Source organism: Streptomyces sp. NPDC001714, assembly GCF_042892755.1.
Classification (GTDB): Bacteria; Actinomycetota; Actinomycetes; order Streptomycetales; family Streptomycetaceae; genus Streptomyces.
Map to the genome: position 1 here is coordinate 473,074 of NZ_JBIAUL010000001.1, position 20,319 is coordinate 493,392.

General features: G+C 72.0%; 23 protein-coding genes. 10 read left to right on the top strand and 13 right to left on the bottom strand.

The features are described from left to right. Positions 1-31 precede the first annotated feature (31 nt). From ACFY0P_RS02210 to ACFY0P_RS02220, 3 genes are all read left to right on the top strand, one after another. A complete protein-coding gene (locus ACFY0P_RS02210) occupies positions 32-412 on the top strand; it encodes a hypothetical protein (RefSeq protein ID WP_388906307.1) in 381 nt (126 codons plus the stop codon). Positions 413-545: 133 nt separating this feature from the next. Further along, positions 546-809: a hypothetical protein gene (locus ACFY0P_RS02215; protein WP_388906309.1), complete on the top strand. Its 264-nt coding sequence runs from the start codon at positions 546-548 to the stop codon at positions 807-809. Between the two features lie 217 nt (positions 810-1,026). Beyond that, the gene (locus ACFY0P_RS02220; protein WP_388906311.1) at positions 1,027-1,368 is read left to right on the top strand and encodes a hypothetical protein; all 342 of its coding nucleotides are present in this window, start codon (positions 1,027-1,029) and stop codon (positions 1,366-1,368) included. Between the two features lie 82 nt (positions 1,369-1,450). Here ACFY0P_RS02220 and ACFY0P_RS02225 read toward each other — a convergent pair whose 3' ends face one another. The 3 genes from ACFY0P_RS02225 to ACFY0P_RS02235 all read right to left on the bottom strand — a co-directional run bounded on the left by ACFY0P_RS02225 (position 1,451) and on the right by ACFY0P_RS02235 (position 2,919). Continuing rightward, positions 1,451-1,735: a hypothetical protein gene (locus ACFY0P_RS02225; RefSeq protein ID WP_388906313.1), complete on the bottom strand. Its 285-nt coding sequence runs from the start codon at positions 1,733-1,735 to the stop codon at positions 1,451-1,453. Positions 1,736-1,956: 221 nt separating this feature from the next. Next, positions 1,957-2,226, bottom strand: coding sequence for a hypothetical protein (locus ACFY0P_RS02230; protein ID WP_388906316.1), 270 nt, complete (start codon positions 2,224-2,226; stop codon positions 1,957-1,959). A 204-nt stretch (positions 2,227-2,430) separates the two neighbouring features. Next, positions 2,431-2,919 carry a hypothetical protein gene (locus ACFY0P_RS02235; RefSeq protein WP_388906318.1) on the bottom strand — a complete coding sequence of 163 codons (489 nt, stop codon included), beginning with the start codon at positions 2,917-2,919 and terminating at the stop codon, positions 2,431-2,433. Positions 2,920-3,384: 465 nt separating this feature from the next. Between ACFY0P_RS02235 and ACFY0P_RS02240 the strand changes: the two genes are divergently transcribed. From ACFY0P_RS02240 to ACFY0P_RS02250, 3 genes are all read left to right on the top strand, one after another. Then, entirely contained in the window at positions 3,385-4,209 is an 825-nt protein-coding gene (locus tag ACFY0P_RS02240) for a hypothetical protein (protein WP_388906320.1), read from the top strand. Positions 4,210-4,283: 74 nt separating this feature from the next. Continuing rightward, a complete protein-coding gene (locus ACFY0P_RS02245) occupies positions 4,284-4,559 on the top strand; it encodes a hypothetical protein (protein WP_388906322.1) in 276 nt (91 codons plus the stop codon). Between the two features lie 216 nt (positions 4,560-4,775). Beyond that, a complete protein-coding gene (locus ACFY0P_RS02250) occupies positions 4,776-5,438 on the top strand; it encodes a chaplin (protein ID WP_388906324.1) in 663 nt (220 codons plus the stop codon). Here the strand turns inward: ACFY0P_RS02250 and ACFY0P_RS02255 are convergent. Both ACFY0P_RS02255 and ACFY0P_RS02260 read right to left on the bottom strand, forming a co-directional pair. After that, on the bottom strand, positions 5,435-6,145 hold the full coding sequence (locus ACFY0P_RS02255; RefSeq protein ID WP_388906327.1) for an isocitrate lyase/phosphoenolpyruvate mutase family protein: 711 nt from the start codon (positions 6,143-6,145) through the stop codon (positions 5,435-5,437). The genes ACFY0P_RS02250 and ACFY0P_RS02255 overlap by 4 nt on opposite strands. Then, positions 6,142-6,666 (bottom strand): carboxymuconolactone decarboxylase family protein, encoded by a 525-nt coding sequence (locus ACFY0P_RS02260; protein ID WP_388906330.1) that lies wholly within the window; start codon positions 6,664-6,666, stop codon positions 6,142-6,144. The genes ACFY0P_RS02255 and ACFY0P_RS02260 overlap by 4 nt, the downstream gene beginning before the upstream one ends. 47 nt (positions 6,667-6,713) lie before the next feature. On the opposite strand from ACFY0P_RS02260, the gene ACFY0P_RS02265 reads away from it, so the two are divergent. Together ACFY0P_RS02265 and ACFY0P_RS02270 are read left to right on the top strand one after the other, a co-directional pair. Further along, positions 6,714-8,192 (top strand): PLP-dependent aminotransferase family protein, encoded by a 1,479-nt coding sequence (locus tag ACFY0P_RS02265; RefSeq protein WP_388906332.1) that lies wholly within the window; start codon positions 6,714-6,716, stop codon positions 8,190-8,192. A 28-nt stretch (positions 8,193-8,220) separates the two neighbouring features. Then, a complete protein-coding gene (locus ACFY0P_RS02270; RefSeq protein WP_388906334.1) occupies positions 8,221-8,709 on the top strand; it encodes a carboxymuconolactone decarboxylase family protein in 489 nt (162 codons plus the stop codon). Between the two features lie 145 nt (positions 8,710-8,854). Here the strand turns inward: ACFY0P_RS02270 and ACFY0P_RS02275 are convergent, their stop codons facing one another. The 6 genes from ACFY0P_RS02275 to ACFY0P_RS02300 are packed head-to-tail and all read right to left on the bottom strand — an operon-like array spanning position 8,855 to position 16,800. Next, positions 8,855-9,649, bottom strand: coding sequence for an aminotransferase class IV (locus ACFY0P_RS02275; RefSeq protein WP_388906336.1), 795 nt, complete (start codon positions 9,647-9,649; stop codon positions 8,855-8,857). A 23-nt stretch (positions 9,650-9,672) separates the two neighbouring features. Beyond that, complete coding sequence (locus ACFY0P_RS02280) at positions 9,673-10,851, bottom strand: FAD-dependent monooxygenase (RefSeq protein ID WP_388906339.1); 1,179 nt, start codon at positions 10,849-10,851, stop codon at positions 9,673-9,675. After that, a complete protein-coding gene (locus ACFY0P_RS02285; RefSeq protein WP_388906341.1) occupies positions 10,848-12,407 on the bottom strand; it encodes a class I adenylate-forming enzyme family protein in 1,560 nt (519 codons plus the stop codon). The genes ACFY0P_RS02280 and ACFY0P_RS02285 overlap by 4 nt, the downstream gene beginning before the upstream one ends. A gap of 38 nt (positions 12,408-12,445) precedes the next feature. Then, entirely contained in the window at positions 12,446-13,993 is a 1,548-nt protein-coding gene (locus ACFY0P_RS02290; protein WP_388906343.1) for an AMP-binding protein, read from the bottom strand. Beyond that, the gene (pabB, locus tag ACFY0P_RS02295) at positions 13,990-16,182 is read right to left on the bottom strand and encodes an aminodeoxychorismate synthase component I (protein ID WP_388906345.1); all 2,193 of its coding nucleotides are present in this window, start codon (positions 16,180-16,182) and stop codon (positions 13,990-13,992) included. The genes ACFY0P_RS02290 and pabB overlap by 4 nt, the downstream gene beginning before the upstream one ends. A 30-nt stretch (positions 16,183-16,212) precedes the next feature. Continuing rightward, positions 16,213-16,800: an antibiotic biosynthesis monooxygenase gene (locus ACFY0P_RS02300; RefSeq protein WP_388906347.1), complete on the bottom strand. Its 588-nt coding sequence runs from the start codon at positions 16,798-16,800 to the stop codon at positions 16,213-16,215. Between the two features lie 270 nt (positions 16,801-17,070). Here ACFY0P_RS02300 and ACFY0P_RS02305 point away from each other — a divergent pair, with 270 nt between their 5' ends. Further along, positions 17,071-17,796 (top strand): DUF3050 domain-containing protein, encoded by a 726-nt coding sequence (locus ACFY0P_RS02305; protein WP_388906349.1) that lies wholly within the window; start codon positions 17,071-17,073, stop codon positions 17,794-17,796. A gap of 70 nt (positions 17,797-17,866) precedes the next feature. Here ACFY0P_RS02305 and ACFY0P_RS02310 read toward each other — a convergent pair whose 3' ends face one another. After that, complete coding sequence (locus ACFY0P_RS02310; RefSeq protein WP_388906351.1) at positions 17,867-18,736, bottom strand: alpha/beta fold hydrolase; 870 nt, start codon at positions 18,734-18,736, stop codon at positions 17,867-17,869. A gap of 148 nt (positions 18,737-18,884) precedes the next feature. On the opposite strand from ACFY0P_RS02310, the gene ACFY0P_RS02315 reads away from it, so the two are divergent. After that, a complete protein-coding gene (locus ACFY0P_RS02315; protein WP_388906353.1) occupies positions 18,885-19,400 on the top strand; it encodes a CGNR zinc finger domain-containing protein in 516 nt (171 codons plus the stop codon). Between the two features lie 25 nt (positions 19,401-19,425). On the opposite strand, the gene ACFY0P_RS02320 is transcribed toward ACFY0P_RS02315, so the two are convergent. After that, on the bottom strand, positions 19,426-20,253 hold the full coding sequence (locus ACFY0P_RS02320; protein ID WP_388907277.1) for a DMT family transporter: 828 nt from the start codon (positions 20,251-20,253) through the stop codon (positions 19,426-19,428). Between the last annotated feature and the right edge of the window lie 66 nt (positions 20,254-20,319).

A 20,319-nucleotide genomic window follows, 5' to 3' on the forward strand; every position in this document is an offset into this window, starting at 1 on the left:
GCGGGTGTCCTCACAACGGAAAGCGCATCGCATGTTCAGCAGGAAGAAGATCGCGACTGTCTCGGGGCTGGTCGGCGGCATCGCCGTGGCCTGCGTCGGCCTCGCTCCCGCGTACGCCGCGGCGGGCCCGGGAAAGTGCACCAGCGATCTCTTGGGCAACCTCACCTGTACCCAGCGGATCAAGGGCGTGGTTCCTGAAGGCGGTTCCCTCCCGCATCGGGAGACCTGCGGTTATGTGGAGCCCCCGACGGTGCTCACCCTCCTGGGGGTCAAGTCGGACCAGGCGCGGCCCGAGGGTGTCTGTTCCCGCACGGCGGATGGGGTTGCGCCCGTGGAGGCCGGTGACGAGCAGGGGTCGCCCGGCCGCTCGTTCGGTGCCATGGGCCGGACGCTCCCGGTCGGCCTCCGGTAGAGCCGCCGGTACGGCAGACGGGGGCGACGCGCCACATGCCGGGCGTAGATCCTCGGCTAACTACGGAGTGTGTGTATAAGCTCACCGTACGTAATCAAGCCGGGCGTCCCGCCTGGACAAGAAAGGGTCAACCATGCGTAAGTTTCAGCGCGTCGCACTCGTAGCGGCAGCGGTTGCCGGGCTCTCCTTCCTCGGTGCCGGGGTCAGCTCCGCCGCTGGCGGCGAGGACGCGCCCCCGCAGATCACCGCCGTGGCCAACTCGACTGCCAACGCCCTGGCCGTCGGGGGCGGTTACTACGCCGGCCCGGAGCAGGGTCCGGAGCAGGGGCAGCCTGAGGACCAGGGGAACCCCGGTCCCGAGCAGGGCGGTTACGACCAGGGCCAGGGTGGCGAGTAAAGACGCACCTCGCACGAACTCGGCATCCGGGACCGGCATCGCTTCGGTCCGCTCACCGGTGTGCTGAGTGACAACCATGGCGAAGGCAGCCCGGACGCACCCCGACTCCGTCGAGGTACGCGTCCGGGCTGCGGCACTTCTTCGACCTTCTCGGGCCCGGGCGCGCGCCGGTCAACGGCGCGCGTGCACGGGCCCCCGTCGTAAAGGAAGACAACTCATGTTCACTTCACGGAAGATGGCCACCGTCTCGGGGCTCGTCGGAAGTCTCGCCGCGCTCTGCGTCGGCGCCGGACACGCGTACGCGGACCAGCCCCCGGACGGCTGCAGGAGCACCGAGCACGGCGCCGTCTGCGTTCACAAGAACGAGACCCGCACCGACAAGGACGGGGTACACGTTCTCAAGCAGGCGCTTGACTGCTCGACGTCCGACCGCCCGCGCACGGTGTTTCCGGGTGACCAGGTGCTGGACGGCGGATCCTCCAGCGTCGGGGACGCCGTGCACTGCTCCAACACGGAAAAGCTGCCCAAGGACTTCAAGAAGCCGCACCTCGAGTTCTGAGCGTCCGGCGCATGCCGGACCGGAGAAACGGCAATCCCCGGTACCCGACCACTGGTCGGGTACCGGGGATTGCCGTTGTGCGTTACTTGCCGACCTCGTTGCTGCAGCTCAGCTTCGAGCCGGTGTTGTTGTTCTGGGCGCCCGGGTTGCCCTCGTCGTTGAGGCCCAGCAGGCCGTTGAGGAGTCCGAGGTTGCCGAGGACGTTGAGGTTCAGGTCGTGCGTCCTGCAGTGGTTGCTCTGCTGGACGTTGAACCAGTCACCGTCCTTCTTGCCCCCGCCCTGGTCGGCGTGGGCGGTGCCGGCACCCAGGAGGCCGAGGCTCCCGAATGCGGCGAGAACAGCGGCAGCCGTGCGGAGCTTGTGCATGTGATCTCCGTTGGAATGAGATGGAGGCGATGTGCGAGAAATCGCCGTCTGTGTCGATGAATGCTGATGCGAAATGCCCGAATGAATTGGGCGACGCGCCGAACTCGATTGCCTTTTCGCTACCTTGGAGCTCTGTCGGAGCACACAAATGGTCCCGACACCCGGCCTGGGGCCCGGTGCCGGGACCATTTCACCGCCCGGCGCCAGGCGCCGGACACAACTCAGAAGGCGCTGTTGCTGCAGCTCAGCGTCGAGCCGGTGTTGTTGTTCTGGGCGCCCGGGTTGCCCTCGGGGTTGAGGTCCAGCACGCCGTTGAGGAGTCCGACGTTGCCGAGGACGTCGACGTTCAGGTCGTGCGACTTGCAGTGGTTGCTCTGCGTGATGTCGAACTTGTCGCCGCCGTGGCCGCCGCCGCCGGCGTAGGCCGTGCCACTCAGGCCGATGCTGCTGAGCGCGGCGACCAGGACGGCAACGTTGCGAAGCTTGCGCATGTCATCTCCGTGGAGTGTGGGGTGCGATCTGTGGCAGATCGACTTTTTACAGTTACGGGAGATTAGTACGAAATACGCCAGAAATTGCGGCGACGCGCTGCTCTCTTGATCGCGCGGCAGAAACACCCAAAAGTCGTAACGCGGCGCGCGGGCCCATTGGCCGCGATCCTCCAAGGGCCCGCGTCGGGCGGTGAATTGCGGCCGTCAGCCCTGCCGCTGCGCGCTGGCGAGGGCGTTCGACTGGCTGTTGGCCTGGGTGCAGTCGACGCCCCGGGTCTGGGAGGCGGCGAGCAGGGCGACCGGGACATTCGCGTCGAGCAGGCTCTGCGGGCTGCACTCCTGGTACGGACGGAACAAGTTGTTCTGCCCCACCGGGCCACCCTGCGCCGTCTGCGGGGCCTGCGCGGCCTGCGGCGAGATCTGGGGGCTGATCTGCGGGTTCAGCTGAGGGTTGAGCTGCGGGGCGACATCGGTGCCCCGCTGCGGGTACGCCTGCTGCGGGGCCGGCGTGCCGTACGTCTGCGCGGTCGCCTGCGCGGAGGTGGCCGCTGCGGCCTCGGTGTCCGGCTGTGAAACGGGCGTCGGCATGGGCCCGTTGTAGGCGGCGGGGGCAGCGGAGCTGGGGCCGGCACCGACGGCGGTCAGGCCGCCGGCTGCTGCGACGATGAGCGCGACTTGCCGAAACTTGCGCATGGAATCCTCGGCTCTTCATTTGATCTGTGCACGGAACCTGATGAAATGACTGATGAGGCAGCGCAGTTGTCGCTGTTATTGCTGCCCTGGGCGGCTTGGACGGACCTTCGCCCTCACTCCGTGGGGAACGAAAGGCGCGCGGACTCGGATACGGGAGCGGTGCCGTGGTCACCCGTCTGCCGCAAGGCCATATGAACGGAAAATCCGTCCCGATGGCGGCAAAAGAGTGACGTGCCTTTGGGTGCCCGTGACCACAGCCAGGAAATCCTCGTTCCAGCGGGGAGAGGGCGGCGGCCGTGGACCCGAGGAGTACGAGGCGAATCGCTGCCGACTCCGATGCGAAGTCCGCGTGCTGCTCAGGAGTACCGCTGCTGAAAGCCGGTGAAATTACCGCACCGACTGCACGCGCGACCGCACTGATCGCAATGGACTTCCCAATTCAGGTATCGAAGGGCCGAGGGTTTCATGCGCAAGCTTCACAAGGCCGCGCTCGTTCTGGCGGCGGCCGGTGGTCTGTCCGCCATCGGCGCCGGCGTCAGCTATGCCGACACTCCCGTCGGATACGGCGGTCCAGTACCGGCGCCGGCTCCGGACCAGCCGGTTTCCCAAGCCCCGCCCCAGGCCCCCGCGCCGCAGCAGGGCCCTTACGCCTCCGGCTCGACGCAGGGATCGGCCCAGGCCACGGTCCCCGCGTACCCGCAGCAGCAGGCCGCGCCGCAGCCTCAGTACCAGCCGCAGGCCGCGCCGCAGCCTCAGTACCAGCCGCAGGCCGCGCCCCCGCCCCAGTACCCCCAGCAGCAGACCGGTTACGCCTCCGCCTCGGCCTCGTCGCAGGGATCGGCTCAGGCCACCGCCGCACCCTCGTACCCGCAGCAGCAGGCCGCGCCGCAGCCCCAGTACCAGCCGCAGGCTGCCCCGCAGCCTCAGTACCAGCCGCAGGCCGCGCCGCAACCTCAGTACCAGCCGCAGGCCGCCCCGCAGCCCCAGTACCAGCAGCAGGCCGCGCCGCAGCCCCAGTACCAGCCGCAGGCGGCCCCGCCGCAGGTCGTGCCGCAGGTCATGCCCCAGGTCATGCCGCAGGTCGCTCCGCAGCTGGCCGTGCCCCCCGGCTACGCCCCGGACGGCCCGACGCATGTCACCCCGCAGGTGAACCCCCAGGTGAACCCGCAGGTGAACCCGCTCGTCAACCCGATCCTCGGGGCGCCGAGCGTGCCCGGCCTTGTCCCGGTCGGCCTCGGACAGGTCGCGGCGCCTCCCGTCGGCCAGCTGGGGCTTCCCCGACTCGGCTGACGGCCTCCCCGTAATCGTCCGCAACCCCACTCGATCTGCAGCGGATCCCCATCCGCTCGACCAACGGAGAACCAATGCGCACGTTCCAGAAGGCAGTCCTCGCGGGCGCCGCCGTCCTCGGGAGCGTCTGCTCCGTCGGCTGCAACACCGCCTTCGCCCACAGCGAGCCGGGCCACGACATCGACGTCACACAGGGCAACGAGTGCCGCTCGCACGACATGAACATCGACGTGCTCGGCAACATCGGCGCCCTCACCGGCCTGGCCGGCAACCTGAACGGCGAAGGCAACCCGGGCGCGCAGCAAAACCACCTGGGCTCGGACGTGAGCTGCAGCAACCAGGCATTCTGACCTGATCGGTCGAAACGCGTCGCGGGCCCCGGGAGCATCTGCCGTGACTTCCTGGGCCCGGACCGCGCATCAGCGCACAACTCGGCCTGCCCGTACGGGGCAAATGGCTGATAAACCGTCACTTCTTTCGTTTAGTTTGCGTTTCCCGGGCGCGGGTGAGTGCCCGCAACGCGTCTGGAAGGGCAGGGATCCATGAAACGGGCTACCCGAAACAGTGTGATCGCCATCGCCGTCGCCTCTGGCGCGATGGCAGTCGCGGGGACGGCTCACGCCGACTCCGCCGCGGACGGCACCGCGAGCGGTTCGCCCGGGCTGGCGTCCGGCAACGCCATCCAGTTGCCGGTGGACGTCCCGGTGAACGTCTGCGGGAACACCGTGGACGTGGTCGGGCTGCTCAATCCCGCGATGGGCAACAAGTGCTCCAACGAGGGGCACAAGGCTTCGGGGACGGCGGGCTCCACGACGTCGGGCCGGGCCACGACCGAGGGAACCGCCCATGACTCGCCGGGAATTCTCTCCGGCGACCTCGTCCAGGTCCCCGTCCACGTGCCCGTGAACATCAGCGGCAACAGCGCGAACCTGGTGGGTGCCCTCAACCCGGTCTTCGGCAACGAGTCGAGCAACGGTTCGGACGACCACCCCGACGCGCCGGACGCGTCCACACCGGACACGCCGCGGGTTCACCACGAGCCGCAGCACCCGGCCAAGGCGCAGCCGAGGCGGACCACCGTCGTGCGGCAGCGGACGACCGACACGCTCGCCCACACCGGCGCGACGAGCCCCTGGGCGCCGGCCGCCGTGAGCCTCGCCTCGCTGGCGGCCGGAGCGGTGCTGTACCGGCGCTTCCGCCCCGGGACGAGCAGCGCGCCGTACGCCTAGTGCGGGATCGCGTGCAGTGACCGCAGGGCCAGCCGCAGCAGGCCCGGTCCGAACGTGACGCGGGTGGCCCCGAGTTCGCCGAGTCCGGCGGGCGAGGGGCCCTCGCCGTCCACGCGGGCGTACATGTTCAGCGGGCCCTCGATGCCGGCGCGCAGGAGGGGGAGTACGGCGGCCGGGGCGTCGATCGGGTACACGCAGTCCGCACCCGCCGCCACGTACAGCGCGGCCCGCTCGATGGTCCGGTCGGGGTCGGTGACCCCGCGCGCGAAGGTGTCGACGCGGGCGTTGACGAACAGCCGGTCACCGGCGGACCGGCGGACCTCGGCCAGCCACTCGGCGTGCTCGTGCGGGTCCTTGAGGACGCCCTCGCCGGAGTCCTCGAGGTTGCAGCCGACCACGCCCGCCTCGAGCAGGCGCTCGACCAGCTCCTTCGGCGCCAGCCCGTAGCCGTCCTCCACGTCCGCAGACACCGGCACGTCCACGGCCCGCGCGATCCGCGCGACCGCCGCGAACATCTCCGCAGCCGGGGTCTCGCCGTCCGCGTACCCCAGACTCGCCGCGACCCCGGCACTGGGCGTCGCCAGCGCCGGGAACCCGGCCGCCTCCAGGGCCCGGGCGCTGGCCGCGTCCCAGGGACCGGGCAGGACCAGAGGGTCACCGGGCAGGCGCCCGTGGTGCAGCGCCCGGAAGACGCCGGCCTTGCTCACCCGTGCTGTCCCGGCGTGTAGTGCCCGGGGACCATACGGGTCGTCACGGCGAACCGGTTCCAGGAGTTGATCACGATGATCGAGGCGATCAGCTGCGTCAGCTGCACCTCGTCGAAGTGCTTCGCGGCCCGCTCGTAGACCTCGTCCGGCACGGAGCCTCCCCCAGACTTCGTCCGCGAGGTGCCCCCAGTCAGCACCGTGACCGCCTCGGTCAGCTCGATCGCGGCGAGCTCCTGCTCGGTGTAGAAGTGCTTCGACTCCTCCCACGCGCTGAGCTGGACGATGCGCGCGATGCTCTCGCCCGCCGCGAGCGCGTCCTTGGTGTGCATGTCGAGGCAGTACGCACAGTGGTTGAGCTGCGAGGCGCGGATCTTCACCAGCTCGAACAGCTTGGCATCCAGGCCCTTACGGGCGGCGCCGTCCAGGCGGACCATCGCCTTGTAGACCTCGGGCGCGTGCTGGGCCCAGGCCAGGCGGGGGGTGTGCTCGGGGACGTACTCGGCGTTTTCCTGATTGCTCATGATGCCGACACTAGGTGCCAGGCAGCCCAGGCGTATGGTCCATTTCCATGCAGAAAGCATGGGCCATTCAGCCCACCCGGCCCACGCAGCCCGCTCGGGCCGCTCTGGGCGTCGACCTCCACCTGGAACCGGCGGCCGGTCCGGGCCTGCGCCGGGGTCTGACCGACGCCCTGCGCGAGGCCGTGCGCAGCGGCCGGCTGCTCCCCGGCACCCGGCTGCCCTCCTCCCGTTCCCTCGCCGTCGACCTGGCCATCGCCCGCAACACCGTCGCCGACGCCTACGCCGACCTGGTCGCCGAGGGCTGGCTCACCGCCCGGCAGGGCTCCGGCACCCGGGTCGCGACGGGCGTGGCGCCGGTGCGGCAGGCGGAGACCCCCGCGGACACGGCCGCCCACCGGCCCGCCTACGACCTGCGCGCCGGCTTCCCCGACGTCTCCGCCTTCCCGCGCGCCGAGTGGCTCAAGGCCGCCCGCCGCGCCCTCACCGCCGCACCCAACGAGGCCTTCGGCTACGGCGATCCACGCGGCCGCGCCGAACTGCGCACCGCGCTCGCCGCCTACCTCGCCCGTGCCCGGGGCGTACGCGCCGACCCCGAACGGATCGTGATCTGCGCGGGGTTCAGCCACGGCCTCAGCCTGTTCGGCCGGCTGCTGCGGGCCCGCGGGGCGGACACGGTCGCCGTGGAGTCGTACGGCCTCGACGAGCACTGGCAGTTGCTGACGGCGGCCGGTCTCCGCCAGGTCCCGCTGCCCTTCGACGAACTCGGCACGGACACCGGGGAGTTGGCCCAGGGGGCGGCCGCCGTACTGCTCACCCCCTCGCACCAGTTCCCGATGGGCGTGGCGCTGCACCACGACCGGCGGGCGGCCGTCGTGGACTGGGCGCGGCGCACCGGTGGCCTGGTCCTGGAGGACGACTACGACGGCGAGTTCCGCTACGACCGGCGGCCCGTAGGCGCCCTCCAGGGCCTCGCCCCCGACGAGGTGGTCTACCTGGGCACCGCCAGCAAGTCCCTGGCGCCGGGCCTGCGGCTGGCCTGGATGGTGCTGCCGCCGGCCGTGGTCCGGGAGGTGACGGCGGTCAAGGGCGGCGTGGACACCTGCGGGGCGCCGGACCAGCTGACGCTGGCCGAGTTCCTCACCTCCGGCGCCTACGACCGCCATGTCCGGGCGGCCCGCTCCCGCTACCGGCGGCGCCGGGACGCCCTGGTCAGGGCCCTCGCCGAGCGCGCCCCTGCGATCCGGGTCACCGGCATCGCGGCGGGTCTGCACGTCGTGCTGCGGCTGCCGCCCGGCACCCAGCAGCGGGTGATCCGGGCCGCCGCGGACCGCGGCCTCGCCGTCGAGGGCCTCACCCCGCGCCACCGCCACCCCGGCGCGGCCACCGCACCCCCGGACGCCCTCGTCCTCGGCTACGGCACCCCGCCCGACCACGCCTGGTCGGGCGCGCTGGAGATCCTGTGCGCGGTGCTGTCCGACCCGGCTGTGACCGGCGGCGCCCGAATTCCACGGCAACCGCCCCCGTAATTCAATTCCGGAGGCTAGAGTCGCCCTCATGAGCAATGGCGATCAGATTTCTCGCGTGGCCCTCAAGAAAATCACCCCGGACGTCTCGTCGGCGATGGGTTCCCTGCATGCCGCCGCCGTCACCGCGGCCCAGGACGCCAAGGTCGAGTCGGAAATCCTCGAACTGGTCAGAATTCGCGCCTCCCAGTTGAACGGCTGCGCGTTCTGCCTCGACATGCACACCAAGGACGCTCGCGCGCAGGGCGAGACCGAGCAGCGGATCTACGCGCTGAACGCGTGGCGTGAGACGCCCTTCTTCACCGAACGGGAGCGGGCCGCACTGGCGTTGACCGAGGCCGTGACGTTCGTCGCCGACGGCCACGTCCCGGACGCGGTGTACGCCGAGGCCGCCGGGGTCTTCGACGAGGCGCAGGTGGCGGCCCTCGTCTGGGCGGCCACCGTCATCAACGCGTACAACCGGATCGCCATTGCGACGCGGATGGTGCCGGGGGGTTATCAGTCCAAGCGAGCCGAATGAAAAACAGCCTGATATCCGGCCCGGTGAATTATTGCCGGGCCGCTTTCTTTGTGTTTTTCGGCTGCGGGAGCGTGGGGGCTTGTCGCGCAGTTCCTCTTTCAGTCTTCGGCTGGGGGTACCCCCAGCGCCCCTTACGGGGCGCTATTCAGCCGCTCATCTCTAGCGGCTCAGGTACCTCCTCGTCGAGCCACTTCCGCCACTCCGGTGCCCGTGCCGCCGCGCCGGCGCTCGCCGGGCCGCCCACCCAGCGCGTCACCGGTCTGATCCCGTGCAGGGCGTTCACCAGCCACACCTCGCGGTCCGCCAGGTCGGAGAGGGTCCGTTCGCGGTGGGCCACGCGGATGCCGAGCCGTTCCGCGTGCTCCTGGATCAGGGCGAGGGTCACCCCGGGGAGCACCGGCAGGCGGGGCGGTGGCAGGCAGAGGGTGTCGTCCTCCCACCAGAGGACGCTGGTGGTGGCCGCCTCCAGGACCACCCCGGACGGGTCCACCAGCACCGCCTCCTGGGCTCCCGCCTCGGCCGCCCGGGCGCGGAGTTCGGCCAGGGTGTCCAGGTCGGGTCCCTTGCGGCGGGGCACGGTGCGGGGGTCCGGCCGGCCGATCGCCCAGACCTCGACCGTGGAGCCGAGCGGCGGGGCGTGCCGTAGCCGGAGTCGTACGTGGTGGGGCGTGAGTTCGACGCGGGGGAACCACGCGCCGGTGCGGGGCAGCGCGGCCGTCATGTCCCGCCAGAACTCCAGCAGCCGGTAGGCCGGCGGTCCGTCGCACTCGCCGCAGGACCGCACGAAGCGCTCCCGGTGCCGGGCGAGGCCGCGCACCCTGCCGTCCAGGACCAGCCAGGAGTCCGCGACCAGCAGCGGTTCGTCCGCGTCCGCGACGGGCCGCAGGCCGGCGCGCGGCGACCACGCCAGCACGCCTTCCGTCACGACCGGTTGCGTCATGGCTCCTCCTCTCGTCGCCGGGCTCAGTATTTCCGGCCCGCCAGTGCCGCTGCCCCGCCCCGCGGCCCGTACGGCGCGTGCTCCAGCCAGGAGCCGCAGGACGGCAGGACCGGCGCCAGCGCGGCCGCCGCGCGCTGCCGCAGCCGGACGCTCCGGCGCCGGGGCCGCAGGTGCTCCAGGGCGGCCCCGGCCGCCTCGCTGTTGAAGAGCGCGGCCGCCCGCCGTACCGCCGCGAAGTCCGCCACCGTGCCGTTCGCGATCGCCTCCGCCGCGGCCGCCGCGTCCGCGATCCCGCTGTTCATGCCCCGCGCCCCGAACGGCGGGAAGAGATGCGCGGCCTCCCCGGCGAGCAGCACCCGCCGGTGCGGGTCGGTGAAGGAGGCCGCGACCTTGCGCAGGAAGCGGTACGTCGACACCCACAGGATCCGGTCCGCGCAGTCTTCGTGTCCCTCGCCCACCACCCCGGGCAGCCAGCGGCGGACGGCCTCCTCGGTGCCGTACTCCTCCGCCGGGTCGTGGGCGTGGCACTGGAGGTCCACCTGGAAGCCGCCGGTGAACGGCACCCGCATCACACTGCGGCCGCCGACGCCGGGGTGCTCGTAGTGGAAGACCCGTTCCAGGGGCAGTTCGGCGCCCGGCCGGTCCGCCACGTCGACGACCACGTGGAAGCCCTCGCCGTGCGTGCCCTCCATGGGGATGCCGAGCCCGGCCCGGACGGCGGACCGCGCGCCGTCCGCCGCGATCACGTACCCGCACGTCAGCTCCCTGCCGTCCGCACAGCTCAGCGACACGTCCGAGGCGGTGGTGCGGACGCCGATCACGCGTGCGTTCCACACGGACTCCACGCCCGCCTCCGCGCACGCCTCCCGCAGGAACCGTTCGGTGTCGACCTGGCGCAGGCTGGTGAAGGGCGGCCGGCCGGGCGGGGGCGGGAAGGTGCGGGAGTACACCTCCCGCCCCCGGTACAGGGTGCGTCTGGTGTGCCAGGTCCGGCCGTACGAGGCGATCTCCTCGGCCAGCCCCGGCCGCATCCCGTCGAGCAGCGCGAGGGTCTCACGGTGCACGAACAGGGCGCGGCTGCCCGGACGTTCGCGGTCCTCGGGGCCGGCTTCGAGGAGAAGCACCGGCAGTCCGTGCGCGCGCAGCGCCAGAGCGGCCGACAGGCCCACCGGTCCGGCGCCGACCACGACCACGGGGGTCACGCGCGGACACCCGCCGCCAGCATCCGGGTGATCTCCACCCGCTTCACCTTCCAGGTCGCCGTCATCGGCAGCTCCTCGAACCGCCACTGCCGGGGCTCCGCCATCGCCGGCAGGTCGGCGGTCGCCGCCCGCCAGCGCTCGGGGTCCAGCGGCCGTTCGCCGCGGACGCACACCACCGGGACCGGCTCCCGGTCCGCGCCCGGCACGATGACCACCTCACGCAGTTCCTCCAGCCGGTCCATGAGGGTGTCCTCGACCTCCAGGTTGCTGCGCACCGAGTCGATCCGGTCGATCTCCCGGTCGATCAGGTACAGCGCGCCCAGCCGGCTCCGGTAGCCCATGTCGCCCATCTGCCACCACTCGCCGTCCAGTTGGCGCTCGTACTGCTCGCGGGCGCCGAGGTAGGTGAGGATCCGGCCGCGGGTGCGGGCCTCGATCCGGCCGGGGGTGCCGGGCGCGGCGGGCTGCCCGTCGGGGCCGGTGACGCGGACGCTGGTGAAGCCCGGGATCCCGATCCCGACCCGCCGACCGTCCGCGCGGGCCACGCTCCGGCGCGTGAACCACTGGAAGGCCACCGGACCGGTCTCGCTCTGCCCGTACAGCTGGAGCAGCCACGGGCTGCGCCGCTTCGAGGCGCCGAGCAGCCGTCGTACCGTGCGCGGGTGGATGGCGTCGAACGTCGAGCCGTACGCCTTCACGCGCGACAGCGGGGCGCCGGGCGCGTCGGCCAGCTCCTCCCACAGCACGAAGGTGTTGGGGTGGGTCTCGACGATGCCGGGGCGGTGCCGGGCCAGCATCGGGCCGACCTTCGCCGGGTCCGGGTCGGTGATCAGCAGCAGCGGGCTGCCGTAGTGCAGCAGGACGCCGAGCAGGTGGTAGAAGCGGGAGTGCACGAAGGACATGTGCAGGGCCGCGACCTCGCCGCGGGTGGGCCAGCCCATCGCCTGCTGCGGGACCAGCCGGTTCCACATGGTCTGCGGGCAGTGCACGGCGAGTTTGGGGACGCCGGTGGTGCCGGAGCTGTGGGTGATCAGGGCGGGTTCGCGCGGGTGCAGCCGGATCGCCGGCGGGACCTTGGCGCCGGTGTGCTCGGCCAGGGACACCACGCCGGGCACGCTGTCGACGGTGAGTGTCTGCCGGACCAGCCCCTTGACGTCCAGGCCGGCCAGTTTCGCCCCGTCCGTGACCAGCCACGGCTGCTGCAGTCCGGCGAGCAGCTTGCCCACCACCTCGCCGGCCAGCGCCGGGGAGAGCAGTGCGGGCACCGCGCCGATCCGGGAGACCGCGCAGGTCAGCAGCACGATGTCGACGTTGTCGGTCTTGTGCACGACGACCTGCTCGGCCGGTCGCACCCCGGCCGCCCACAGGCGCGCCGACAACTCCTCGACCGCGTCGGCCAGTTCCGGGTAGCTCAGGCGGACCCCGAGGTCCGGGTGGGTGTCCAGGGGCCGGTCCAGGGTGACGAACACCCCGCCGTGCCGGTCGGCCGCCCGCCGGAACAGCGGGCCGAGGTAGAATCCGCGGTCGCCGATCAGGGACACCTGCGGCTCCTGCATGGGGACGTTCCTTTCAGTCGGGTCGGTCACGGCCGGGGTCACCACGCGCCCCGGCGCACCAGATGGCGGCGGAGCTTCCCGGTCGGGGTGCGGGGCAGGGAGGGCAGGAGGCTGACGCTGCGCGGGACCTTGAAGGCCGCGAGCCGCTCCCGGGCCAGCCGCAGCAGCTCCTCCTGGAGCCCCTGCGGCGCCGGGGTGACGGCGGGGACGACGAAGGCGCGCAGCCGTCCGGCGCCCGTCCCGTCCGGCACCGCCGCCACCGCGACCTCCCGCACCGCGGGATGGTTGCGCAGGACGGCCTCCACCTCCAGCGGGGAGACGGTGATCCCGCCGACCATCTCCATGTCGTCGGTGCGGCCCAGATGCCGGTAGGCGCCGTCGGGTTCGCGGACCGCCCGGTCGTGGGTGGCCAGCCAGCCGTCGACCAGGGTGCGCGCGGTCTCCTCGGGCCGGTTGAGATAGCCGGGCGTCACCGTGGGCCCGCGCACCCACAGCTCGCCCTCGTGGCCGTCCGGCACCGGCCGCCCGTCATGGTCGCGCAACTCCACCTCGAAGCCGGGGACGGGACGGCCGAGGGTGCCGGGGTGGTTGTGGCCGAGACTGTTGGCGCAGAAGGCGTGCCCGGCCTCGGTGGAGCCGATCTGCTCCAGGACCGGGGCGCCCAGCAGCTCCGTGACCCGGTCGCCCAGCCCGTCCGGCAGCCCCTCGCCGGCCGACACGGCGGCCCGTACGGAGGCGAAGCACGTCCGGTGCTGCCCGGTGCCGCGGTCGGCGACCAGCGCCGCGTACGCGGACGGCACCGAGTACAGCAGGGTCACCCGGTGCCGGGCGACCAGCTCGTCCACGGCGGCCGGGGTCGGGCGCCGGTCCACCAGGACCGCGCTCGACCCCGAGAAGAGCGGGAAGACGAAGGCGTTCCCGAAGCCGTAGGCGAAGTACAGCTTGGAGACGGACAGGGTGACGTCGTCCGGGGTGATGCCGAGCAGCCGCCGCCCGATGAGGTCGTGGTAGGCGGCCGGGTGGGCGTGGGTGTGGACGACCCCCTTGGGCCTGCCCGTCGTCCCGGACGTGTACTGCACGTACAGCGGGCTGTCCGTGTCGACCGGGTGGGCCGCGGCGGGTTCGGCGGCGGGGGCGAGGGCGAGGAGCTGGTCGGCGCCGAGGCGGGCCCGGCCGGCGAAGCGGTCCTCCAGGCCCGGTCCCGTCAGGCAGAGCACCGCCTCCGTGTCGTCGGCCATGAACGCGTGGTCGGCGGCGGGCAGTTCGGGGTTGACCAGGACGGCCACGGCACCGAGCCGGGCGAGGGCGAGGAAGGCCACCACCCACGCGATCCCGTCCGGCAGCGCGAGCACCACCCGGTCGCCGGGGGCCACACCCTGGGCGGCGAGCACGGTCGCGGCCCGCGCCCCGAGGTCGTGCACCTCGCCGTGGGTCCAGGCGCGATGGCCCTGGTGGAAGGCGGGACGGTCGCGCCGGTCGTGCCGTTCGGCGAGTTCGGCGAGACGGGCGGCGAGGTTGGCGGTGGCGGTGAGGTTGGCGGTGGCGGCGAGGTCGGCCGTGGCGGTGAGGGCGGGGGCCTGGGTCATCGGGCGGCCTCCTCGACGGCGTCCGCCGCGGCCGACACCGTGTGGTCCCGCAGCGCCCGCATCTGCGCGGCCGTCTTCAGCAGCATCTCGTCGTACTCGGCGGCCGGGTCCGAGTCCAGGACGATCGCCCCGCCCGCGCCCAGCCGCATCCGGCCGCCCGCCATCACGGCCGTACGGATGACGATGTTCAGGTCCGCGCCGCCGCTGCACCCGAGGTAGCCGAGCGCCCCCGAGTACACGCCCCGGGCCTCGGTCTCCAGGCCGTCGATGATCTCCATCGTGCGCAGCTTCGGGGCGCCGGTCATCGACCCGCCCGGGAAGCAGGCGCGCACGCAGTCCACGGCGTCCGTCCCGGCCCTCAGCCGTCCGGTCACCGTCGACACCAGCTGGTGCACGGTCGCGTACGTCTCGGTGGCCATGAGGCGGGGGACCCGCACGGTTCCGGTACGGCAGACCCGGCCCAGGTCGTTGCGGAGCAGGTCGACGACCATCAGGTTCTCGGCGCGGTTCTTGTCGTCCGCCGCCAGCGTGTCCCGCAGCCGGGCGTCCTCGAACGGGGTCGCCCCGCGCGGCGCCGTCCCCTTGATGGGCTTCGCCTCGGCCACCCCGTCCCGGGTGATCCGCAGGAACCGCTCCGGCGAGGAACCCGCCACGTCCAGGTCGCCGAAGCGAAGGAAGGCCGCGTACGGCGCCGGGTTGACGCGGCGCAGCTCCCGGTAGAAGGCGTACGGGTCGGGCGGGGCGGGCAGCCGGGCCGCGTCGGTCAGGCAGACCTCGTAGCTGGTGCCGGCCCGCAACTCCCGCTGACAGGCCTCGATGTCGGCGAGGTAGGCGGCCCGGTCGCGCACCAGCCAGGGCTCGGCGGCCGCCAGGTCCGGCTCCGCGGCGGCGGGCGGGGCCGGCCGGGGTGCGGCCGGGGCCAGGAAGCTGAGCTGGGCCAGGGTGTCCGTCAGCCACTCCTCGGCGGCCCGCGCGGCCTGCGGGGTGTCCTCCGCCAGGCAGACCGCGTAGGTCACGTCCTCCTCGTGGTCCACGGCGATCAGCCGGTCCGCGAACAGCCAGCAGGCGTCAGGGGTGTCGGCCCGGTGCCGGTTCGCGGAGCCGCAGTCGGCCTTGGTCTCGTAGCCGAAGTAGCCGACGTAGCCGCCGGTGAAGTCGAAGGGGAGCCCGTCGGCGTCCACCCGGCGGCTGCTCAACTGCCGCTTCAGGTAGTCGAAGACGCTCGCGGACACCTTGCGCGGCGGCCGTCCGGCCCGCTCGACCGTACACCGGCTGGCCGTGACGTCGTACCGCACGAACTCGGCGAGCGGGCCGCTGTCGTCGCCCAGGAAGGAGAAGCGCGAGCGGCTCTCCTCGACGAGCGAGCTGTCCAGCCAGAACGACCGGGGCGAGGCGGCGAAGAGGCGGGTGAAGGCGGCCTCCGTGTCGACGGCGCCGGCGATCTGCCGGGTGTGCAGGCGGTGGGCGGGCGGGGTGCGGTCCGCCTGCCGGGGGCGCGGGATGGTGGCGGTGGCGCCGGGGACGGCCGCCGCGGTCCGGGAGGCGGTGGCCGCGGGCCGGGGGACGGTCGCCGTGGTCGGGGGGACCGCGGTGTTCTTGGTACGCGCTCTGCGGGCCCGGCGGGCGGTGAGGTTGCGGAAGTTCACCAGCATGCGGTGGCCGTACTCGGTGAGCACCGACTCGGGGTGGAACTGCACGCCCCACAGCGGCCGTTCGCGGTGGCGCAGCCCCATCAGGACGCCGTCCTCGGCCCAGGCGGTGGCCTCCAGCGTGGCGGGCAGCGGCTCGTGCACCGCGAGGGAGTGGTAGCGGACGGCGGTGAAGCCCTGGGGCAGACCCTCGAAGAGGTCCCGCCCGTCGTGCCGCACCCGGGTCAGGTGGCCGTGCCGCGGCTGCGGAGCGGGCGCCACCCGGGCCCGCTCCCCGAGCGCGATGCCCTGGTGGCCCAGGCAGACCCCGAGCACGGGGACCGCGGCCCCGGCGATCACCCGGGCGCTGATGCCGAAGTCACGGCCGTCGCCCGGATGCCCGGGGCCCGGAGACACCACCACGTTGTCGAACTCCGCGAGAGCGGGCGGTGCCGGCTCGTCATTGCGGATCACCACCGGTTCCTCGCCGTTGACCTCGGCGATCAACTGGAACAGGTTGTAGGTGTACGAGTCGTAATTGTCGATGAGCAGGGTCTTCACCCGCCCACCTCCCTCGGGTCGTTCCCGGGCCTACGCGGCCCGTCGTTTGTGCCGCCCACGCAGCGCCTGGAGCGGGGGATACAGCCATTTCTTGAAGAAACGCTGAAGTCGCGGCATGAGAATCCACGTGACAAGCGCTGTCACGCAGAGGCAGAGCACCAGAGTGCGAATGAGTGGATTGAGGCCGCCGAGATGGGGGATCACGATGATGTTGAAGAGCAGGACCGGCGGAAACACCGCGCTCATGTTGATGAACCACAGTTTCCATTTCGCCGGAGGGGTGGGCGGGGGTGGCACGGGCGACGGCCCGGCCAGCGAGTCGAACCACTCCTTCGACCCCTGTACGCTACGGCGCCCGGTGGGCCGGGCTATGCCGTCCGCGCGGATCTCCCACTCACCGCGATCCGGGGAGTTCTCCCAGGCCAGCGCCGAATCCTCGGTGGCGAAGCGATACACGACATGCCATTCCGTCTCCTGGTCGACTAGGACACCGCCGCCGAGGAACCCCGGCCGGCGGGCGCTCGCGCCCAGCATGGCCCACCCCCAGGAGTGGAAGTCGGCCTCGCGACCCGGCATCACGTGATAGGCCACGGTGACGGTGACGGGATTACTGGTCACGGTGTCCTTTACGGAAAGGACACAAGTCGCGTTCAAATTTTCAACGAGTTTTTTGTGTCCGGATAGTGACTCTTTATAGCGCTTTCTATGCGCTTGCCGTGTTCTGCCGCCCGCTACTTCTGGTAACTCACTCGTAATTCCGGAAAGTGCTTGCCGGGTCGGCCGCCGAAGTTGCACGATCGCCGTCCCAGAACCAAGGAGGCCGCCATGTCGAGGTACGTCTGGAATTTGACCGAAGAGGGTCGACAGGCAATCGATCAGGCGCGTTCCGTGATCGAACCGGCGCGAAAAGAAGTGACCGCGCACCCGCTTTACCAGCGAATATCCGACCGGGAACACCTGGCCACGTTCATGGCCCACCACGTGTTCGCCGTCTGGGATTTCATGTCCCTGCTCAAGTCGCTCCAGCGGGAGCTGACCTGCGTCGACGTCCCCTGGGTGCCCCACGGCTCCGCCGTCGCCCGCCGGCTGATCAACGACATCACGCTGGTCGAGGAGAGTGACGCCCTGAACGACGGCTTCACCAGCCACTTCGAGCTGTACCGCGCCGCGATGGCCGAGGCGGGTGCCGACACCGCCCCCGTCGACACCTTCGTCGCGCTCCTGGCCGAGGGCCACGACGTCCCGGCGGCCCTGCGCGTGGCCCAGGTCCCCGCTCCGGCCGCCGAGTTCGTGCGCACCACCTTCGGCATCATCGCCGACCGCCCGCTGCACTGCCGGGCCGCCGCCTTCGCCTTCTCCCGCGAGGACCTGATCCCGGACATGTTCGACCAGGTCATCAGGGAGGAGGCCACCGACCGCTTCCCGCTCTTCCGGGACTACCTCGCCCGCCACATCGAGGTCGACGGCGAGGAGCACACCCCCATGGCCCTCCAGATGGTCGCCGACCTGTGCGGCACCGACGACGCAAGCTGGCGCGAGGCCACCGAGACCGTACTCGTCGCTCTGGAGGCCAGGTCCCGGCTGTGGGACGGCATCACGGCCGCGATGGGGTGAGCGCGGCCGCGGCGGGGTGTGCCCCACGGCTCGTCTCTCTCGTGGGCGCCCCGTGCCCGCGCCCGGTGGATCAGCCGAAGGTGCGGCCGAGGAAGGTGCGGATGCGCTCGGTGATGACGCCGAGGTGGCTCTCCAGGGCGAAGTGGCCGGTGTCGAGGAGATGGATCTCGGCGTCGGGCAGGTCCTGGCGGAACGCCTCCGCGCCCGCGGGGCCGAAGATCTCGTCGCCCGCGCCCCAGACCGCCAGCAGCGGGACCTGCGAGTCGCGGAAGTACTGGTGGACCTTCGGGTAGAGGTCCACGTTGGTGGGGTAGTCGCGGAAGAGCCTGAGCTGGATCTCGTCGTTGCCGGGGCGGTCCAGCAGCGCCTGGTCGTGGACCCAGTTGTCGGGGCTGACCAGGGTCGGGTCGGCGACCCCGTTGACGTACTGCCAGCGGGTGCTCTCGACGGTCAGCGCGCCCCGCATCGGGGCCTCGGTGTCCGGCCCCGGGTTGGTGGCGTAGGCGAAGACGCCGTCCCAGAACGGCTTGACGAAGCCCTCTTCGTAGGCGTTGCCGTTCTGGGTGATGATCGCGCCGACCCGGTCCGGCGCCCGGAGGGCGAGCCGCCAGCCGATGGGGGCGCCGTAGTCCTGGACGTACATCGCGAAGCGGGCGACACCCAGGTGCCGGAGCAGGCCGGAGGTGACGTCGGTGAGGGCGTCGAAGGTGTAGGGGAAGTCCCCCAGGGTGGGCATCGCGGACTGGCCGAACCCGATGTGGTCGGGGGCGATCACGTGATAGCGGTCGGCGAGCGCCGGGACGAGGTTGCGGAACATGTGCGAGCTGGTCGGGAAGCCGTGCAGGAGGACGACCGTGGGTGCCTCCGGGTCGCCGGCCTCCCGGTAGAAGACCTCGAGGCCGTCGACGGTGGCGGTGCGGTGGTGGACTGCGGGTGCCATCTCCCTAACCCTTCTGCCGAGTTTCACTGGTTACACACCTCAGTCGAGCATGGGGCGTCTAACCTGTCAAGGCAGGTTATGGCGGTTAGGTGTACGGGCTGCTCGTGCTAACCTGTCTGATGCATCGATACGGTTAGGAGGGGTGGCGGTGGCCGACCCGGAACAGCAGGAGGCGCTGCTGCTGGAGCTCCTCAACAGCACGCCGGTGGTCAACGGGGTCGCCCAGGACCTGCTGGCGGACCCGGAGGCGGCGCGGTCCTGGCAGCGGGCGCACGGCGGCAGCGGAACCGTGGCCGAACTCCGCGGCCTCGTGGCGGCTCGCGACGCCCTCCAGGAGGTGGTGCGCGGCAGCCTGCCCGCCACCTCGCTGGCCCCGCTCCTGGAAGACGTCACCTCCCGCCCGCGCCTCTCGGCCGACGGGGTGGAGTGGCAGCTGGACGCCCCCGCGGAACGCCGGATGGCGGCGGAGGCGGTCATGGCGTGGAGCGCGGTGCAGCAGACGCTGCCCGGCCGGCTGCGGCCGTGCGCCAACCCGGAGTGCCGGCTGTTCCTCATCGACCGCAGCAGGACCAACAAGGCCCGCTGGTGCTCGATGGCCGTGTGCGGCAACCGGATGAAGGCGCGACGCCACTACCAGCGCACCCGCGACGCCGAGACCGACTGACGGCAGGCGCCTGCGAGCGGGAGGCTCACCCCTCCTCGGCGGTGGCCGGCGCCTCCCCGAACCGGCCCAGGGCCAGCGTCCCCGCCACGGCCACCGCGAAGCCGAGCACCGCGAGCCAGGTCAGCCCTTCCCGGGTGCGGTCCCCGAGCCATACGACCCCCACCGCCGCCGGGCCGATCGTCTCCCCGATGACCATGCCGGCCGTCGCCGTGGTCACCGAGCCGCGTTGCAGGGCCGAGGTCAGCAGCATGAAGGCGCCGCCGCCCCCGATCAGCAGCGCATAGGTCGCGGGGTCGGTGAACAACCCGGCCGGCCGCAGGGTGTCGATCAGCCGCACCGACACCTCCACCACCCCGAACCCGAACCCCGCCCCGAGGCCGAGGACCAGCGCCCGCCCACGCCCGGTCAGCCGCCCGCCGGCCAGGCCGAGCAGCAGCACCCCCACCGCCGTGCCGAGCATCACCCACTTCAGCGTCGTGGACCCGGCCCGGTCCCCCTCCGGTCCCGACGCCAGCCCCAGCATCGCCAGCCCCGCGCACACCACCCCCACCGCGGCCCACTCCACCCCGCTCAACCGCACCCGCAGCAGCCGCGCCGCGACCACCGCGGTCACCGCGAGCGACGACGCCAGAGCCGCGCTCACCGCGTAGATGGGGAGCGACCGCAGCGCCAGGATCTGGAACACGAACCCGAGCCCGTCAAGACCCAGCCCGACGACGTACCGCCACTGCCGCACCGCGCGCAGCAGCAGTGCCGCCTCCCCGCCTGCACCGTCACCGGCCGACCGCGCGGCCATCGCCTGCAGGACCGTCGCCGTACCGAAGCAGATCGCGGCCGCGAGGGCGCACACCATTCCGAAGAGCACAGAGGGACTGTAGGGGAGGGGAGCGTGCGGTGATCGGGAGGAGGGAAAGAAGGA

What these genes read in the sequence shown, in the direction of transcription:
- ACFY0P_RS02240 (WP_388906320.1), top strand. Translation starts at nt 3,385, where the DNA reads ATGCGCAAGCTTCACAAGGCCGCGCTCGTTCTGGCGGCGGCCGGTGGT.
- ACFY0P_RS02245 (WP_388906322.1), top strand. Translation starts at nt 4,284, where the DNA reads ATGCGCACGTTCCAGAAGGCAGTCCTCGCGGGCGCCGCCGTCCTCGGG.
- ACFY0P_RS02220 (WP_388906311.1), top strand. Translation starts at nt 1,027, where the DNA reads ATGTTCACTTCACGGAAGATGGCCACCGTCTCGGGGCTCGTCGGAAGT.
- ACFY0P_RS02225 (WP_388906313.1), bottom strand. Translation starts at nt 1,735, where the DNA reads ATGCACAAGCTCCGCACGGCTGCCGCTGTTCTCGCCGCATTCGGGAGC.
- ACFY0P_RS02230 (WP_388906316.1), bottom strand. Translation starts at nt 2,226, where the DNA reads ATGCGCAAGCTTCGCAACGTTGCCGTCCTGGTCGCCGCGCTCAGCAGC.
- ACFY0P_RS02285 (WP_388906341.1), bottom strand. Translation starts at nt 12,407, where the DNA reads ATGCAGGAGCCGCAGGTGTCCCTGATCGGCGACCGCGGATTCTACCTC.
- ACFY0P_RS02320 (WP_388907277.1), bottom strand. Translation starts at nt 20,253, where the DNA reads ATGGTGTGCGCCCTCGCGGCCGCGATCTGCTTCGGTACGGCGACGGTC.
- ACFY0P_RS02265 (WP_388906332.1), top strand. Translation starts at nt 6,714, where the DNA reads ATGCAGAAAGCATGGGCCATTCAGCCCACCCGGCCCACGCAGCCCGCT.
- ACFY0P_RS02215 (WP_388906309.1), top strand. Translation starts at nt 546, where the DNA reads ATGCGTAAGTTTCAGCGCGTCGCACTCGTAGCGGCAGCGGTTGCCGGG.
- ACFY0P_RS02310 (WP_388906351.1), bottom strand. Translation starts at nt 18,736, where the DNA reads ATGGCACCCGCAGTCCACCACCGCACCGCCACCGTCGACGGCCTCGAG.
- ACFY0P_RS02235 (WP_388906318.1), bottom strand. Translation starts at nt 2,919, where the DNA reads ATGCGCAAGTTTCGGCAAGTCGCGCTCATCGTCGCAGCAGCCGGCGGC.
- ACFY0P_RS02290 (WP_388906343.1), bottom strand. Translation starts at nt 13,993, where the DNA reads ATGACCCAGGCCCCCGCCCTCACCGCCACGGCCGACCTCGCCGCCACC.
- ACFY0P_RS02275 (WP_388906336.1), bottom strand. Translation starts at nt 9,649, where the DNA reads ATGACGCAACCGGTCGTGACGGAAGGCGTGCTGGCGTGGTCGCCGCGC.
- ACFY0P_RS02260 (WP_388906330.1), bottom strand. Translation starts at nt 6,666, where the DNA reads ATGAGCAATCAGGAAAACGCCGAGTACGTCCCCGAGCACACCCCCCGC.
- ACFY0P_RS02210 (WP_388906307.1), top strand. Translation starts at nt 32, where the DNA reads ATGTTCAGCAGGAAGAAGATCGCGACTGTCTCGGGGCTGGTCGGCGGC.
- ACFY0P_RS02270 (WP_388906334.1), top strand. Translation starts at nt 8,221, where the DNA reads ATGAGCAATGGCGATCAGATTTCTCGCGTGGCCCTCAAGAAAATCACC.